We start from the raw sequence: 16,408 nt of genomic DNA, 5'->3' as shown, positions 1-16,408 counted from the left end.
AAGTTTCGGTGAAATTATGATCTGGGGCAGTTTGGCAAGTGGTTCGGCTTGTGTATGCTCCGTCCACGTTTCCGGGCGCATGCTCACACTTATAAGAACAAGAACGTTGCCTATGACCCTCAGCTTCGACCTGTCGGGCCCCTCCGTGGAGCCTCGGGTGATCCGCAAGCTTTACGCCACCCAGATGGCGGTCGAGCGCACGCGCCTTCTTTATCAGGGTTCGCTGTTGCCCACCCTGTTCATGTTGATCAACGGTCTGGTCTGCGCCGCTCTGCTCTGGAGCCCGCAGCGTTACTTCGTGGTCAGCGTCTGGCTGGTGTGGCTGTTGTCGCTGGTGGCGTTGCGGGTGATTCAGGTCGCCGCGTTCGACTCGGCGATTCCCGATCGCCAGGCCCAGCCGATCTGGGGGCGCATGTTCCTGCTCGGCTCGACCATGACCGGCCTGACCCTGGCCGGCGCCGGCATCGCCCTGGTCCCGGCCGACAACTTCATGCAGCAGGCCTGGGTGTTCGGCCTGATCGGCGCCGCCACCCTGTCGGCCAGCGTGGCCTACGCCGTGAGCATTCCGGCGTTTCTTTCCTTTACCTTGCCGTGCCTGCTGCCGGCCATCGGCTACCTGTTCTGGGGTGGCGACGAGCTGGCGCGCGGCTGGGGCTGGCTCGGGCTGATCCTGCTCGGCTCCCTGAGCGTGGTGGCGTGGCAGGTCAATCGGCTGATCGATCGCGGTTTGCTGCGGCGCTTCCAGAACCAGCACCTGATCGAGCACCTGCAACAAACGCAAACCCGCAGCGAACAGCTCAATCAGGAGCTGGCGAAGGAAATCGAGCAGCGGCGGTGCGCCGAGGGCAAGCTGCGCGAGGCGCAGGTCGAGTTGGAGGATCGGGTCGCCCAGCGCAGCCGAGAGCTGGATGTCGCCAACCAGGCGCTGAGCAAAAGCGAGGCGCGCCTGGCCCTGGCGTTGAAGGCCAGTGAGCTGGGGCTGTGGGACTGGAACCTGCAGACCGACGAGGTTCACCACACACAGATTCAGGAACTGTTCGGCCTTGACCCGCAATACGTCACCGGGCTGCTCAGGCATCTGCGGCCAAGGCTGCACCCGGATGATGTGCCGCCGCTCAAACGCGCGCTGACCGAGCACTTGAAGGGGCGCACCGAGGATTATCAGATCGAATACCGCGTACGCCACGGCGACGGCCACTGGGTCTGGATCGAAGACCGTGGACGGGCGGTGGAGCGCGACGAGAGCGGGCGCGTCATCCGGATGGTTGGCACCCGCCGTGACATCAGCGTCAGCAAAAGTCTGGAAGCCCAACAGCAATTGGCGGCGACGGTGTTCGAGGCCGCCAGCGAAGGCATCGTGATCCTCGACCCGAATTATTCGCTGATCGCCATCAACCAGGCCTTCAGCCGGGTCACCGGGTATGACATCGACGACATGCTCGGACGCAACGTTGTCGAACTGCCGTGCAGTCGCGACGCACGCCGCCATTACGTCGCCATCCGCCACGCGCTGGAGCAGCACGGCAGCTGGCAGGGCGAACTGGTGGAAACCCGCAAGAACGGCGAGCTGTATCCGCAATGGCTGCAACTGAATGCCGTGCGCGACAGTCGGGGAAATGTGAGCCATATCGTCGGCTTCTTCGCCGATCTGTCGGCGCGCCGTGAATCCGAAGAGCGCATGCGCTACCTGACCCATTACGACGAGCTCACCGGTCTGGCCAATCGCTCGCTGTTCCGCGAACGCCTGCACGAAGCCCATCAGCGCGTGCGGCAGGGCGGGCGCCGGAGTCTGGCGCTGCTGCACATCAATCTGGATCGCTTCAAGCTGCTCAACGACAGCCTTGGCCACGAGATTGCCGACCAGTTGCTGCAAAAGATGTCCCGGCGTCTGGTCAATGCTCTGCCGGAGGCCGACACCATTGCCCGGCTGTCCGGCGACGAGTTCGCGGTGCTGTTCGACGCCTACGGCAACCTGTCGAGCCTGGCGCGGGTCGCCACGCGACTGTCGAGCAAGCTGCGCCTGCCGTTGACCGTGGAAGGGCACGAATTGGTAGTAAGTGCTTCGATGGGCATCAGCATGCTGCCCGATAACGCCCGGGAGATTTCCGCACTGGTCAGTCAGTCGAACATGGCCATGCAACATGCCAAGCACCTGGGCGGCAACAACTTCCAGTTCTACACCGACATTCTGCAGGCCAGCACGCTGGAGCGCCTGCAACTGGAAAACCAGCTGCGCAAAGCCATCGAGGAAAAGCAGCTCAAGGTCTTCTATCAACCGAAGCTGTGTCTGGGGACCGGCCGTCTCAACGCGGCGGAAGCGCTGGTGCGCTGGGATCATCCGACCATGGGGCGGGTGCCGCCGGGGGACTTCATCGGTCTGGCCGAAGAGACGGGGCTGATCGGGCCGATCGGCGAGTTCGTCCTGCGTCAGGCCTGCTGGCAGGCGTGCGAATGGCAGCGTCAGGGGCTGGCGCCGATCCGGGTTTCGGTGAACCTGTCGGTTCATCAACTGCGCCAGGGCAAACTGGTCAGTCTGGTGCGCCAAGTGCTGGAGGAAACCGGCCTGGCGCCGCATTACCTCGAACTGGAACTGACCGAAAGCCAGCTGCTCGACAGCGTCGAACACATCATCGCCACGTTCCAGCAGTTGCGGGATCTGGGGGTGAAACTGGCCATCGACGATTTTGGCACCGGCTATTCATCGCTGAGCTATCTGAAGCGGATTCCGGTGGATTACGTGAAGATCGATCAGGCCTTTATTCGCGGGTTGGGCGAGGGCAGCGAAGACGCGGCGATCACCCGGGCGATCATTGCGATGGCTCATGGGCTGTCACTGAAAGTGGTCGCCGAAGGTGTCGAGCGATCCGAGCAACTGGCGTTTCTGAAAGCTGAAGGTTGCGATGAGGTGCAGGGCTATCTGATCAGTCGTCCGGTGGAGGCGGTCGGCCTTGCTGCGTTGCTGCGCGAACAGGAAAAACCGCTGTAAAGGGCTACATGCAACGCATGTCGCCTGATCCGGGGGGATCCGGTTACGCATTGAGCAGGCAAAAAGCCAATTCATGTAGTATAACTACAAGCTTGCTACATCCCTGGCATCTGGCCAAAGCACATCTTTCCATAACAAGAGTCCAGCCCCTTGAATCTGCTGCAACACATCGCCCAGTCACGTCACCTGTTACGCAAGTCGGAGCTCAAGGTCGCCGACCACGTGCTGCTTGACCCTGCGGCAGTGATGCACAGTTCCATGGCCGACCTGGCTCACAGCGTCGGCATCAGCGAGCCGACCATCGTGCGCTTCTGCCGGGCCATCGGTTGTTCCGGTTTCCAGGATCTGAAACTCAAGCTCGCGCAAAGCCTCGCGGCCGGCGCCAGCTTCGGTCAGTTCGCGATCCATGAAGACGATTCCGTCGCCGACTACAGCCTGAAAATCTTCGACACCACGTTGCATACGCTGATGGAGGTTCGCGAGAAGCTCGATCCTCTTGAGCTGCAGCGGGCGGTGACGTTGATGTCCCAGGCCCAGCGCGTCGAATTCTATGGTTTTGGTGCGTCGGGCGCGGTGGCGGCGGATGCGCAGCACAAGTTCTTCCGTCTGCTGCTGACGGCGGCGGCGTATTCCGACCCGCACATGCAGGCGATGTCGGCGGTGACGCTGAAGCCCACCGACGTAGCGATCTGCATTTCCCAGTCCGGCCGTTCCAAAGACCTGCTGATCACCGCCAACCTCGTTCGCGAGAGCGGTGCGTCGCTGATCACATTGTGCCCGAGCCAGACACCGCTGGCCGAGCTGTCGACTGTCAACCTGGCGATCGACGTGCACGAAGACACTGAAATCTACACCCCGCTGACTTCGCGTATCGCTCACCTGGTGGTGATCGACGTGCTGGCGATGGGCGTGGCCATGGCGCGCGGGCCGAGCCTGGTCAACCACCTCAAGAGCGTCAAGCGCAGCCTGCGCAGCTTGCGGCTGTCGCCAAAATCGGTGAAAGCGCTGGATGACTGATAGTGATGGGGTGAAGGCAATCTTCATCTGTCTGTAACCCCGTCGAAGCCAAACCGTCATCCCTTGCGCCTATCGTGAAACTCCCGTAATCGCCTTGGGAGACTCGAAATGGCTCAGCCTTACGAAGAACGCAACAGCGCCGCGAAAACCCGTCGTCAGCAGGAAGACCAGCGCCGCATGGAGTTTCGCCGCGCCATCGAAGATCGCTTCGAACTTCGCCAGCTTCAGGCCGAAATCGGCGATTTTCCCGAGGACATCAATCACTGGCAGGCAGCGCCGGCAGCTTCCCGTCGAAGCGCTCAACCAGTGCGCTGATCTGCACCCTTTCGCTGCGGATAAACGCCAGGAAGGCGTGCGCCACCGGTGACAGCCGTTTGGCTTTGGCTTGCACCAGGCACCAGCTGCGAAACAGCGGCAACTCTTCGACCGGCAGCTCGACCAGGCCGCCGGTCGCCAGCTCCAGGTTCAGGGCGTGGCGCGTCAACAGCGCCAGGCCCAGACCCGCCACCACGCATTCACGCTGGGCTTCGGCCGACGCCACTTCCTGGGTCTGGGTGAAGTGCACGCGCTTCTCCTTGAAATACTCCTCGCAGGCCAGCCGCGTACCCGAACCGGGTTCGCGGATCAGCAAGGTGTAAGGCTCCAGATCCTGCAAGCGCAGCGGGCCCATGTGCGCCAGCGGATGATCCGGCCGCGCCACGGCGACGATCGGGTTGTTGAGGAACGGCAGGAACTCCAGACCCATGTCCTGCGGGACCATCGACATGATCACCAGATCGTCGCGGTTATCGGAGAGCCGGCGGATTACCTGGCCGCGGTTGACCACCGTCAGCTGCAGGTTCACTTCCGGATGCTGGCGCTTGAACGCCGCGAACAGGTGCGGCACGAAGTATTTGGCGCTGGATTCCACCGCTAGCTTTAACTGGCCCTGCAGCGAGCCCTGCATGTCCGACAGCTGCATGTCGAGGTTTTCCAGTCGGCCAAAGATGTCCCGGCTGGCGCGCTGAAGTGCTTCGGCCGCTTCGGTCATGTAGAGTTTTTTGCCGACGTAATCGAATAATGGCTGCCCGATCAGTTCTTCGAGCTGACGAATCTGTAGGCTGACGGCCGGTTGTGTGAGCGACATTTCCTCGGCCGCTCGGCTGTAGGAACGTAAATCACACACTTCGTTGAAGATCTGCAATTGACGCAATGTCATACGCATCAAGGACTTACGCATTTTCTAACGACTCTGGCCATTGGCTGATGCGATGACTATAAGTCTTTACTTATGCCTGACCCAATTTTTATTCATTTTTGTTAATCCCTTGTCAGCGCTAGTGTGGAGCCGAGACCAGATTGAAACATTTGGTCACGTGCCGACCTGGGTCTAGCAGGTCGTGGTGCCACCGGCTCAAGGGAACCTCCAAGTGATAACAAAGATCCTGATCGCCAACCGTGGTGAGATTGCCGTACGAATCGTGCGTGCCTGCGCCGAGATGGGCATCCGCTCGGTCGCGATCTATTCCGACGCCGACCGGCATGCCTTGCATGTGAAGCGTGCGGACGAGGCCCACAGCATTGGTGCCGAGCCGCTGGCCGGTTACCTGAACCCGCGCAAGCTGGTGAACCTGGCCGTGGAAACCGGCTGCGATGCGCTGCACCCCGGCTACGGTTTCCTTTCGGAAAACGCCGAGCTGGCAGACATCTGCGCCGAACGCGGGATCAAATTCATCGGCCCGTCGGCGGAAGTCATCCGCCGCATGGGCGACAAGACCGAAGCGCGCCGTAGCATGATCAAGGCCGGTGTGCCGGTCACGCCGGGCACCGAAGGCAACGTCTCCGGCATCGAGGAAGCATTGAGCGAGGGCGACCGCATCGGTTACCCGGTGATGCTCAAGGCCACTTCCGGTGGTGGCGGTCGCGGTATCCGTCGCTGCAACAGCCGCGAAGAACTCGAACAGAATTTCCCTCGGGTCATTTCCGAAGCCACCAAGGCTTTCGGTTCGGCGGAAGTGTTCCTGGAAAAATGCATCGTCAATCCGAAACACATCGAAGCGCAGATCCTCGGCGACAGTTTCGGCAACGTCGTTCATCTGTTCGAACGTGACTGCTCGATCCAGCGTCGCAACCAGAAGCTGATCGAAATCGCCCCGAGCCCGCAACTGACCCCGGAACAACGCGCCTACATCGGCGACCTGTCGGTGCGTGCAGCCAAGGCCGTGGGTTACGAGAACGCCGGCACCGTGGAGTTCCTGCTCGCCGAGGGCGAGGTGTACTTCATGGAGATGAACACCCGGGTGCAGGTGGAGCACACCATCACCGAAGAAATCACCGGGATCGACATCGTCCGCGAACAGATCCGCATCGCCTCCGGCCTGCCGCTGTCGGTGAAGCAGGAAGATATCCAGCATCGCGGTTTTGCCCTGCAATTCCGGATCAACGCGGAAGACCCGAAGAACAACTTCCTGCCGAGCTTCGGCAAGATCACGCGCTACTACGCCCCCGGCGGCCCTGGCGTGCGCACCGACACGGCGATCTACACCGGCTACACCATCCCGCCGTTCTACGACTCGATGTGCCTGAAACTGGTGGTCTGGGCGCTGACCTGGGAAGAGGCTATGGACCGTGGTCTGCGCGCCCTCGACGACATGCGTCTGCAAGGCGTGAAGACCACCGCCGCGTACTACCAGGAAATCCTGCGCAACCCGGAATTCCGTAGCGGCCAGTTCAATACCAGCTTCGTTGAAAGCCACCCTGAACTGACCAACTACTCGATCAAGCGCAAACCCGAAGAGCTGGCCCTGGCCATCGCCGCCGCCATCGCCGCCCACGCAGGCCTGTGAGGAATACAAGAATGAGCAAGAAGATCTTCGTTACTGACACCATCCTGCGCGACGCCCACCAATCGCTGCTCGCCACCCGTATGCGCACCGAAGACATGCTGCCGATCTGCGACAAGCTCGACAAAGTCGGCTACTGGTCGCTGGAGTGCTGGGGCGGCGCGACGTTCGACGCCTGCGTGCGTTTCCTGAAAGAAGACCCGTGGGAGCGTCTGCGCCAACTGCGCGCCGCGCTGCCCAACACCCGTCTGCAAATGCTCCTGCGCGGGCAGAACCTGCTGGGCTACCGCCACTACAGCGATGACGTGGTCAAAGCGTTCGTCGCCAAGGCCGCGGTCAACGGCATCGACGTGTTCCGCATCTTCGACGCAATGAACGACGTGCGTAACCTGCGCGTGGCCATTGAAGCGGTGAAAGCTGCCGGCAAACATGCCCAGGGCACTATCGCCTACACCACCAGCCCGGTGCACACCATCGATGCGTTCGTTGCCCAGGCCAAGCAAATGGAAGCCATGGGTTGCGACTCGGTGGCGATCAAGGACATGGCCGGTCTGCTGACTCCGTACGCGACCGGTGAACTGGTACGTGCACTGAAAGCCGAACAGTCGCTGCCGGTGTTCATCCACTCCCACGATACCGCTGGCCTGGCAGCGATGTGCCAGCTCAAGGCCATTGAAAACGGTGCCGACCACATCGACACCGCGATCTCCAGCTTTGCTTCGGGCACCAGCCACCCTGGCACCGAATCGATGGTTGCTGCGCTCAAGGGCACCGAGTTCGATACCGGTCTGAACCTGGAGCTGCTGCAAGAGATCGGTCTGTACTTCTACGCCGTGCGCAAGAAGTACCACCAGTTCGAAAGCGAATTCACCGCCGTCGATACCCGTGTTCAAGTCAACCAGGTGCCGGGCGGGATGATTTCCAACCTGGCCAACCAGCTGAAAGAGCAGGGGGCTCTGAACCGCATGGGCGAAGTGCTGGCGGAGATTCCGCGCGTGCGTGAAGACCTCGGCTTCCCGCCGCTGGTGACCCCGACTTCGCAGATCGTCGGCACCCAGGCGTTCTTCAACGTGCTGGCCGGCGAGCGCTACAAGACCATCACCAACGAGGTGAAGCTCTATCTGCAAGGCGGTTACGGCAAAGCGCCTGGCACCGTGAACGAGAAGCTGCGTCGTCAGGCCATCGGCAGCGAAGAGGTGATCGACGTACGCCCGGCCGACCTCCTCAAGCCGGAAATGGCCAAGCTGCGTGCCGATATCGGCGCACTGGCCAAGTCCGAAGAAGACGTGCTGACGTTCGCCATGTTCCCGGACATCGGCCGCAAGTTCCTCGAAGAGCGTGCCGCCGGCACCCTTACCCCGGAAGTGCTGCTGCCGATCCCGGAAGCGGGCAAGGTGGCTTCGGCCGGCGGCGAAGGCGTACCGACCGAGTTCGTCATTGACGTTCACGGCGAAACCTACCGCGTGGACATCACCGGTGTCGGCGTCAAGGCTGAAGGCAAGCGTCACTTCTACCTGTCCATCGACGGCATGCCGGAAGAAGTGGTGTTCGAACCACTCAACGAATTCGTCGGCGGCGGCAGCAGCAAGCGCAAGCAGGCTTCGGCACCGGGTCACGTCAGCACCACCATGCCGGGCAACATCGTCGATGTGCTGGTCAAGGAAGGCGACACCGTCAAGGCGGGCCAGGCCGTGCTGATCACTGAGGCGATGAAGATGGAGACCGAAGTCCAGGCTGCGATTGCCGGCAAGGTCACCGCCATTCACGTTGCCAAGGGCGACCGGGTGAACCCGGGCGAAATCCTGATCGAGATCGAAGGCTGAGATAACAGCCTCGATACAACGCTTTAAACCTCGGGGGGGCATGTGCTCCCCTTTTTTTGCTTTCGAAGTGCTGCCGCAACCTGCGGCAGCAGCCAGTCCGGACTCAGAACGCCATTCGCCACTGGCCCGATACACCATGGTTTCGGCTGTCGGTACCGATCTCACCCGACAAGCCAACACCGAGTGTGTGATTGGCCGAGACGGTCAGATCAAGCCCGGTGTCCAGCGTCAGGCTGTTGCGGTCCAGCTCTGCGCCATAAACGGTGTAGTCACGGCCGCCGGTGACCAGACGTTGCCGGGTGCTAGTGTCGGTCTCGCCGTAAACATGTTTCCATCCCGCGCTGAGTCGTGGCGTGAGGCGCATGCCGTTATCCAGCGTGCTGACTTTCGCCATGCGCAGGCCGACGGTGGTGTTGAAGTTGCCCTGGGATTGATCACCCACCCGGAGCGCCGCCGCCCCGCCTTTCTCGGTGTAGCCGTCGCGATGGTAGCGTTGATAACCGAGGCCGGCAAACGGCTCGATGCTGACGTTGGCCCGACCCAGGTTGTATCCCGACTCGATGAACGCTTGCTGGGTGCTGGCCTGGTAGTTGCCCTTGAGCCGGTCGTGGAAGCGACCGAACGCAACTTCACGGCGCGTGCTGCCTTCATGGCGGCTCCAGGTTGCACCGAACCGGAGTGACAACGGGCCAGTTTGGCGCAAGGCGTAGGCGCCGAGGTGCCAACTGTCGAGGTTGCCGTCCAGTTCCTTGCTGTCCATGCGCGTGTCGGAGGTGCCGCCCATCAAACCCAGGCGCCATTCTTCGTCGAGGCGCCAGTCCGCACCGAGCAGCAGCCCTTTGGTGGAATGCTGCATGGGCTCTACATCGCGATCCAGTTTCCCGCTATGGCCGAGGGCCTGCAGCCAGACCCGGCCGCTCTCGGCGTTTCCGGCCGCGTGGCGCGGTGCGTTTGGCTGGTTGTCATGCAGGTTATCGAGTTGGTGCATGGCCGACAGCAGGCTGGCGCTGACCGGTGTGACGCTGCTCAAGGTGGCCTTGGCGAGGTTGGCGTTGCTGCCGCCGGCCAGTTGATCGAGGGCAAGGGCGGCCGTGGTTTCGTCGGCAGCGAGCAGGGCTTCGATGGCTGCGTTCCCCGGAGGTAGAGGGGAATCCGTTGACGGCGGCTGGTCTACCACTTCGGTTTGTTGAGCTGCGGACGTTTCGGCCAGAACCGATTCCGGTAAGGGCGCTGGTTTTTCCAGGCTTTCTTTGAGTGCGCTGCCGCTTTGCGTCGTGGCGACTTTCTCGGAGGGAATGTCATCGGGTGCAGGAAGGGGTGCCGCTGGAATCTCAGTGCTGACCGGAAATGTTTCTGGCGTCGGAGCGATACTTTCTGCAAGCAGTGGCTCTGGAGCGAGACTGGGCGGAGCAGGTTTTTCTTTCTTCTTGCGCGCAGGCTTGGGTTTCACTTCGTCCACGACGGGCGCGTCGGGCTCCGACTGCTCTGCCATAGAAAACTCCACGCAACCGACTACCAGCGCGACCGCCAGGACAAGATGTTGGAGCTTGTATTTGCATTGGATGGGCATTCCGTTCGCCTCAGGTGAAATGAGGCCAAACTGTAAAAGTCGATGCCGGTGCGCCGATGCCGGGCAATTCCGAACCGTGTGCAGGCGATGACGTCTGCTTTTGTAGCCCGAGCGCTGGCAGGTAATGAACCCGCCATGATTACCCGATCGACCAGACGCCTTTACCTACAGCTCCCGCTGAAATCCGGATTGGCGAAATCTCAAAAACTCATCTGCCACTGCCCGATCAACCCGTGATTACGGCTGTTGCTGCCAATCTCGCCGCTGTATCCCAGCCCCAGCGTATGCCGCGCGGAAATGCCCAGATCCAGCCCTGCTTCCAGCACCAGACTGTCACGATCCAGTGAACTGCCATCGACGTTGAACGCCGTGCCACCCACGACGAAGGCCTGACGGGTCGAGCTGCTGACATCGCCATAGGTGTGCTTCCAGCCGGCGGCCATGCGCGGGGTGAGGCTCATGCCATTGTCCAGCGAGCTGAGGTGCGCCAGGCGTACACCGAAGGTGCTGCTGAAGTTGTCCTGGGTCTGGCTGTCGACCTGCAAGGCCGCCGCGCCACCCTTTTCCTGATAGCGCTCGCGGTGATAGCGCTGGTAGCCGAGGCTGGCGAACGGTTCGGCGCTCAGTCGGCCGCTGCCCATGGCATAGCCGAGTTCGGCGAAGGCTTGTTGGCTGTCGGCGTCGTAATCACCTTTGGGGCGATCGCTGAAACCATTGAACGCGATGGTGCGTTTGCTTTCGCCCTGATGGCCGCTGTAAGCCGCGCCGAGGCGCAGGGCCAGCGGGCCGTTTTGATGCAGCGCATAAACACCGGCGTGCCAGCTCTCGACATTGCCGTCGACACCGGTGGCGTCCAGGTCGGTCTTCGAATAGCCGCCGAGCACGCCCAGACGCCATTGTGGATTGAGTGCCCAGTCGGCACCGAGCACGCTGCCCTTGGTGCGCTGTTCCAGACCGCTGCTGCCGTGTTCGCCATCCAGCTTGCCGTAGCCGCCGATGGCCTGCAGCCAGAGCCGGCCCCGAGCGTTCGGGTCATTAAGGTTTCGCGCTTCTGACGGAACGCCGTTAGCCGCGAGGATCGGCGTATCACGCTGATCAAGACCGACCATCATGCCGGGACTGCCACCCATTTGCTGCATGGCCGAGAGCATGCTGCTGCCGACCTGGCTGCTGGCGCCGAGAGTGGCGCTGGTGAGGTTGGCGTTGCTGGCGCCGGCCAGTTGCTCGATGGCCGCGCCGGCGCTGGATTGCGTGGTGTTGAGCAGGGCGTTGTACAGCGCATTGTTCTTGCCGATCGAGGCCAGGCTGTTGGCGGCATTGCTGCCGTTGCCGGTGGCGGCGAATTCATTGAACGCCACGTCATTGCGGGTGTAAGTCAGGTCGACCTGCGTTGGCGTGTAAGCGAGGGTCGGTGTGAGGAACGCGTAGTCGCTGGTGACCGCGCCGAACGTGCCGTTGACCCGCGCTGCCTGCAGCACCGTGTAATGGCTCTGCCACGGATAAGTGCCGCTGCCGGGATTGACCGCCAGCGTTGCGCCGTTGAGGTTGGCCGTGCCGCCAACCTGGACCGGCGCGCTGCTGCCATCGGCGTTGACGCCGTAGGCGAGGGTGGATGCGCTGCCCATGTTCAAGTCGTGCACGATGGTCGCGGTGCCGAGGCGGGTGTCGGTGCGCAACGTGCCATTCACGTTGAGGTTGCCCACCGAACCACCACCCGCATACACACCACCGGCGTCCACGGTCAGGTTGCCGGCGATACCGCCCTGGTTGATCAGCGTGGCGCCGTTGCGCACGGCACCGCCGTCGCTGAAGTCGCCGCTGCCGGTGAGCGTCCAGGCGCCTTGCTTGACTTCCAGCCATTCAAAGTTGCGGCTGGCACCGAAGCTGCCGCCGGCTGCGTCATCCATCACTACGCGGTCGTAACCGCTGCCGCCATCGACCACGCCGACAAAGCGGCTGCCGCTGCGCAGGGTCAGGCTGTCATTGCCACCACCCAGGTCCAGCGCCAGGCCGTTGCTGCCGCTGATCGTGCCGCCGTTGATCACGCTGTCGGCGAACTCTCCGACGAATTTCACGCCGAAGCCGTCGAGGCCCTGGATAGTGCCGTAGTTCTCCAGCGTGGTGGCCGCCAGCCCCGAACCGCCGCTGCCGTCATCCACCAGAATCGCGCTGTTGGCGCCGCTGATCAGTGCATCCTTGGCGTTGAGAATGTAACCGCCGCCCAGGGCGATGCCTTCACTGCCATTGGCGAAACCACCCTTGTCCACACCGCCGGCACCGACGCCCTGAATGGTGCCGTAGTTTTCGATGTGAGCGATGTTGTCGATGTCCACGCCGTCGCCGTCACCATTGGGTTGCAGCCCGGAATACGCGCCAGTGATGGTGCCGTGGTTGATCACCGTGCCGTCGCCATCGGAACCGAAACCGGAGCCGTTGCGCCCGGTGATCTGCCCGTAGTTGACCAGCGTCGCTCCCAGGTCGGTGGTGATGCCATGGCGGCCACCGGAGATCACGCCGTAATTGGTCACGCTGACGCCGGTCGCGGTGTCGATATCGATGCCGTCGAACTTCTGGTCGGCGTTGTGCGAGTCACCGGTGGAGATCTCGCCGTAGTTGCTGATGGTCGCATTGGCGCCGGTTTTCATGCCGTCGCTGGCGTCGCCACGAATCAGCCCGCCCGCGCGGTTGATGATCGTGGTTTTTACCCCGTCGCTGCGCAGCGCGTCCAGATCCAGGCCTTGGCCGGTGGTCGAGCGAATGGTGCCGCTGTTGTCGATCAACAGGCTGCCGCTGACAAAGTTGCTGTCGATGCGAATCGAGTCGTTGGAACCGAGAATCTGCCCGCCGCTGCGGTTGTAGATCGCGTAGTTGCGCGCCTGGGTCAGGTCGCCGCTGCTGTCGATGGCCCGTCCGCCGGTAGAAATGATCTTGCCTGCGTTATCGATGATCACACCGACGCCGCTGGTGCCGTCCTTGAGGCTCACAGCCTTGCCGCTGTTGGTGATGCTGCCCGGCGCCGAAATCGTCAGTGTGTCTTTACCGCCCAATGTTTGCGACGCGGTGGTGGCGGTGTCGATCTGCACGGTCTTGCCGTGGGCGGCGCTGGTGGCGATCAGCAGGGCAATGGCAAACGACAGTCGCTGGGGCGGGAAGGGCATGGGCAGAACGTCCTTTTTGTTATAAGCGGGGCGTCCTGTATAGCGGAGGGTTTTTACAGAATGATGTCCGTGGCGAACTCAGCGGCATCCGCATTATTTTGCGTTTATTTCGAGGTTTTATTTCTTAATCTGCACTTTATTGCAGATTAATGAATCTCTCTATCTTCTTAAATGCACTATATTGCACTTGTAGTTCACCAAACGACCGCATTAATGCATTTAATTGCAGATGAGAGCCGCATGCACAACCTGACATTGCAGATATTCGACGCCGGCAAATGGCATGACGCGATGGTGTTGAGTTTCGACTCGCCCGAAAAAGGCTTCGAAAGCCGCTGCAGTTTTGGCTACGAGTCGGCGTATCTGGTCGAAAACATTGAGGCTATCGGCTCGCCTTTTTCCAAGGCCGTGAGTGCGCTGTTGCCCCTTGATTGGGAAGGCCGGCGATCCATCACCCCTGCATTCGTGCATGACATCGCGCCGGCAGGCGCCGCTAAAAGGTTTCTTCTCGCACGTCTTGGGCAGGAGAAACCTGCAGGCATCAGTGCCGATCTTTACCTGCTCGGTCGCTGCACTCCGGCTCCGATCGGCAACATGCGGATAAAAGAGTCGGCCGAGGCTGTCGACGAGCGCAAGCCCATCGGGTTTCAGCGTCAGGAGGTCGTCAGCCGTGACCACCGCTTCCTTGAATATGCCTATGAAATGGGAGCTGCGATTGGTGGGGCGACTGGGGCCGGAGGTGAGGCTCCCAAGATTCTCCTGGCCGAGGATCATGCCGGTCTTTTGTACCCCGATGCCGTGCTGGATGATGAAAACGTCCATCAGCACTGGTTTGTGAAGTTCGCCCGGAATAAGGGAAGTCAAACCGATCAAGACATCCTGCGCAGCGAATTCCACTACTACCAGGCGCTTCAGGCACTGGGCATCGAAACCGTCGCGGCAGAAGGTCTGGCGTTAGAGGAAGCGAACAAACCCAGCTTGTGGATGCAGCGTTTTGATCGCCAGGTGACGAGCCGTGGGGTAGAGCGTTTTGCCGTGGAGTCGATTTACTCGTTGGCCGAAGTGACGACGCCGGGAAGCGCGATGAACCATATGGAAGTCATTCGCATGCTCGCCGAGCTCTGGCGCAATGCGGGGCAAGCGGATCAGATTCCGGCACTGGTGGCGGACTATTTACGTCGGGACCTGATCAACAAGATTCTTGGCAACTCGGATAACCACGGTCGCAATACCGCAATCATTCGTGACGAGGGCTCGTATCGTCTGGCCCCCATTTATGACCTGGCCCCCATGGTCATGGATGCCGAAGGTGTGACCCGCACGACCAAATGGCCAAAAGAGCTGGAGAGGGCGGGAGATGTCGATTGGCGAGGGGTTTGTCGCGCATTGGCGGATATTTCCGATCCGGATGACCCCTTGGCAGGGTTGTCCGACGCGCCGGAATCTTTCGAGCGCCTGCGTGAAGATGCGCAGTGCCTGGCCGAGTTGCCCGACATTTTGAGCGCCAGCGGTTTGCCTGACCGGACGATGAATCATCCGGGCGTCCACCTGAAAAACCTGGAGCAACGATTGAAAGAGTGGGATCTGAAATGAGCATGACCGTCGTCGAGCGAACCGTGCTCATCGAAAGCATTCAAGAAGCGCTGGCTGAAGGAACCGTAGAAATCGGTGAAGCCGTTCGCCGTTTACGCGTGGAGGTGACCGGGCTGCATCAGACCCAGTTCGCAAAGATGTGCAAGATTTCGGTACGCACGCTGGTGCACATCGAACACGGCGAGGGTAATCAGACACTGAAATCCCTGAATGCCGTGTTCCGCCCGTTCGGGCTGAAAATGGGCGTGGTACGGGTTCGGCGAAACAACAGCTGAACCCGCAACCCGCTTAGTGTCGAGCAAGTTTCAAGCGCGGCACTCAACCAACCCTCTCACCTGCCCATCCGCCGTCTGATTCTCATCGCTCAACCAGCGTTCGAACCCCGCCGCAATCGCCGGCCATTCCGAGTCCAGAATCGAGTACCACGCGGTGTCGCGGTTCTGGCCCTTGACCACCATGTGCTGGCGAAACACGCCTTCGAAGCTGAAGCCCAGGCGCTCGGCCGCATATTTGGAGCGGGCGTTGCCGTTGTTGCATTTCCATTCGAGGCGGCGGTAGCCGAGGGCGAAGGATTCTTTGGCCAGCAGGTAGACCGCCTCGGTGCTTTTCGGCGAGCGCTGCATCGGGGCGCCGAAGGTGACGTGGCCGATTTCGATGCGGCCCTGGGCCGGGACGATCGACATCAGGCTGAGGATGCCTTGCACCTGGCCGCTGGCGCGGTCGATGACGCTGAAGAAATACGGGTCGCTGTGGGCGGCGTGGTTGTTCAGCCAGTCATTGAAGGCGCTGCGTTCCGGGAACGGGCCGTAGGGCAAGTAATCCCAGAGTTTCGGGTCGGCGCCGGGGCCTTGCAGGGCGTTGAACAGGTCGTCGCCGTGGCGCGCCGGGTCGAGCTTTTCGAGGCGGATGAAGCGGCCTTCGATCAGGGTGGTGGAGGGCGGCGGCACATCTTTCCAGTCGGCGAGGGAAGTCGTCATGCATGTGGCTCCTTAAATGGCTTTGCGAAACTGGATGAAACCCGGGCGCTCGGCGATGCGCTCGTAGAGCTGGATCGCCGTGGCGTTGGTTTCGTGGGTCAGCCAGTGCACCTTGCAGCAACCATCGGCCTTGGCCGTGGCGTAGACATGTTCGATCAGCAGGCGACCGACGCCGGTGCCACGGGTTTGCGGCTCCACCAGCAGGTCTTGCAGGTAGCAGGAGTTTTCGATGCTCCAGTTCGAACGATGGTAGATGAAATGCACCATGCCCACCGCTTTGCCGTCGGCCCAGGCGAGGGCGGCGTGGGTCGGTTCGTTCGGGTCGAGAAAGCGCTGCCAGGTGCTTTGGCTGACGGCGTCCGGCAATTCCGTGTTGTAGAAGCGCAGGTAGGCCTGCCACAGCGGCAGCCAGGCGGCGTGATCGGCGGCGCTGACTGAACGGATGTCGATCTGACTCATGCT

The 16,408-nt window shown here is 61.5% G+C and carries 12 protein-coding genes; 7 read left to right on the top strand and 5 right to left on the bottom strand.

Annotated features, from left to right (window positions below; genetic code table 11):
- Nucleotides 1-112: 112 nt before the first annotated feature.
- The 3 genes from BMZ46_RS16675 (at nucleotide 113) to BMZ46_RS16665 (ending at nucleotide 4,318) form a co-directional block, all read left to right on the top strand.
- Entirely contained in the window at nucleotides 113-2,986 is a 2,874-nt protein-coding gene (locus BMZ46_RS16675) for a GGDEF domain-containing phosphodiesterase (protein WP_074689889.1), read from the top strand.
- Nucleotides 2,987-3,136: 150 nt separating this feature from the next.
- A complete protein-coding gene (hexR, locus tag BMZ46_RS16670; RefSeq protein ID WP_007954250.1) occupies nucleotides 3,137-4,003 on the top strand; it encodes a transcriptional regulator HexR in 867 nt (288 codons plus the stop codon).
- Nucleotides 4,004-4,111: 108 nt separating this feature from the next.
- Nucleotides 4,112-4,318 (top strand): PA3496 family putative envelope integrity protein, encoded by a 207-nt coding sequence (locus BMZ46_RS16665; RefSeq protein WP_074689891.1) that lies wholly within the window; start codon nucleotides 4,112-4,114, stop codon nucleotides 4,316-4,318.
- On the opposite strand, the gene BMZ46_RS16660 is transcribed toward BMZ46_RS16665, so the two are convergent.
- A complete protein-coding gene (locus BMZ46_RS16660; protein WP_039765068.1) occupies nucleotides 4,260-5,222 on the bottom strand; it encodes a LysR family transcriptional regulator in 963 nt (320 codons plus the stop codon). The genes BMZ46_RS16665 and BMZ46_RS16660 overlap by 59 nt on opposite strands.
- Nucleotides 5,223-5,412: 190 nt before the next feature.
- On the opposite strand from BMZ46_RS16660, the gene BMZ46_RS16655 reads away from it, so the two are divergent.
- The gene (locus BMZ46_RS16655; RefSeq protein ID WP_007954255.1) at nucleotides 5,413-6,828 is read left to right on the top strand and encodes an acetyl-CoA carboxylase biotin carboxylase subunit; all 1,416 of its coding nucleotides are present in this window, start codon (nucleotides 5,413-5,415) and stop codon (nucleotides 6,826-6,828) included.
- Between the two features lie 11 nt (nucleotides 6,829-6,839).
- Nucleotides 6,840-8,648 (top strand): sodium-extruding oxaloacetate decarboxylase subunit alpha, encoded by a 1,809-nt coding sequence (gene oadA, locus BMZ46_RS16650; RefSeq protein WP_039765069.1) that lies wholly within the window; start codon nucleotides 6,840-6,842, stop codon nucleotides 8,646-8,648.
- Between the two features lie 103 nt (nucleotides 8,649-8,751).
- On the opposite strand, the gene BMZ46_RS16645 is transcribed toward oadA, so the two are convergent.
- Nucleotides 8,752-10,140: an autotransporter domain-containing protein gene (locus tag BMZ46_RS16645; RefSeq protein WP_305955811.1), complete on the bottom strand. Its 1,389-nt coding sequence runs from the start codon at nucleotides 10,138-10,140 to the stop codon at nucleotides 8,752-8,754.
- A gap of 278 nt (nucleotides 10,141-10,418) precedes the next feature.
- Complete coding sequence (locus tag BMZ46_RS16640; RefSeq protein ID WP_074689895.1) at nucleotides 10,419-13,376, bottom strand: autotransporter outer membrane beta-barrel domain-containing protein; 2,958 nt, start codon at nucleotides 13,374-13,376, stop codon at nucleotides 10,419-10,421.
- Nucleotides 13,377-13,616: 240 nt separating this feature from the next.
- Between BMZ46_RS16640 and BMZ46_RS16635 the strand changes: the two genes are divergently transcribed.
- Nucleotides 13,617-14,969, top strand: coding sequence for a HipA domain-containing protein (locus BMZ46_RS16635; protein WP_074689897.1), 1,353 nt, complete (start codon nucleotides 13,617-13,619; stop codon nucleotides 14,967-14,969).
- Nucleotides 14,966-15,244: a helix-turn-helix domain-containing protein gene (locus BMZ46_RS16630; RefSeq protein WP_039765075.1), complete on the top strand. Its 279-nt coding sequence runs from the start codon at nucleotides 14,966-14,968 to the stop codon at nucleotides 15,242-15,244. Before BMZ46_RS16635 ends, BMZ46_RS16630 begins: the two co-directional genes overlap by 4 nt.
- A 30-nt stretch (nucleotides 15,245-15,274) precedes the next feature.
- On the opposite strand, the gene BMZ46_RS16625 is transcribed toward BMZ46_RS16630, so the two are convergent.
- Nucleotides 15,275-15,946: a GNAT family N-acetyltransferase gene (locus BMZ46_RS16625; protein WP_074689899.1), complete on the bottom strand. Its 672-nt coding sequence runs from the start codon at nucleotides 15,944-15,946 to the stop codon at nucleotides 15,275-15,277.
- 12 nt (nucleotides 15,947-15,958) lie between these two features.
- Nucleotides 15,959-16,405, bottom strand: a complete 447-nt coding sequence (locus tag BMZ46_RS16620) for a GNAT family N-acetyltransferase (RefSeq protein ID WP_074689901.1) — start codon at nucleotides 16,403-16,405, stop codon at nucleotides 15,959-15,961.
- Nucleotides 16,406-16,408 lie beyond the last annotated feature (3 nt).

Source organism: Pseudomonas sp. NFIX49, from assembly GCF_900115915.1.
Taxonomy (GTDB): domain Bacteria; phylum Pseudomonadota; class Gammaproteobacteria; order Pseudomonadales; family Pseudomonadaceae; genus Aquipseudomonas; species Aquipseudomonas pharyngis.
Note: the sequence above shows the minus strand (reverse complement) of the source record. Positions and strands in the feature narration are given on the sequence as shown.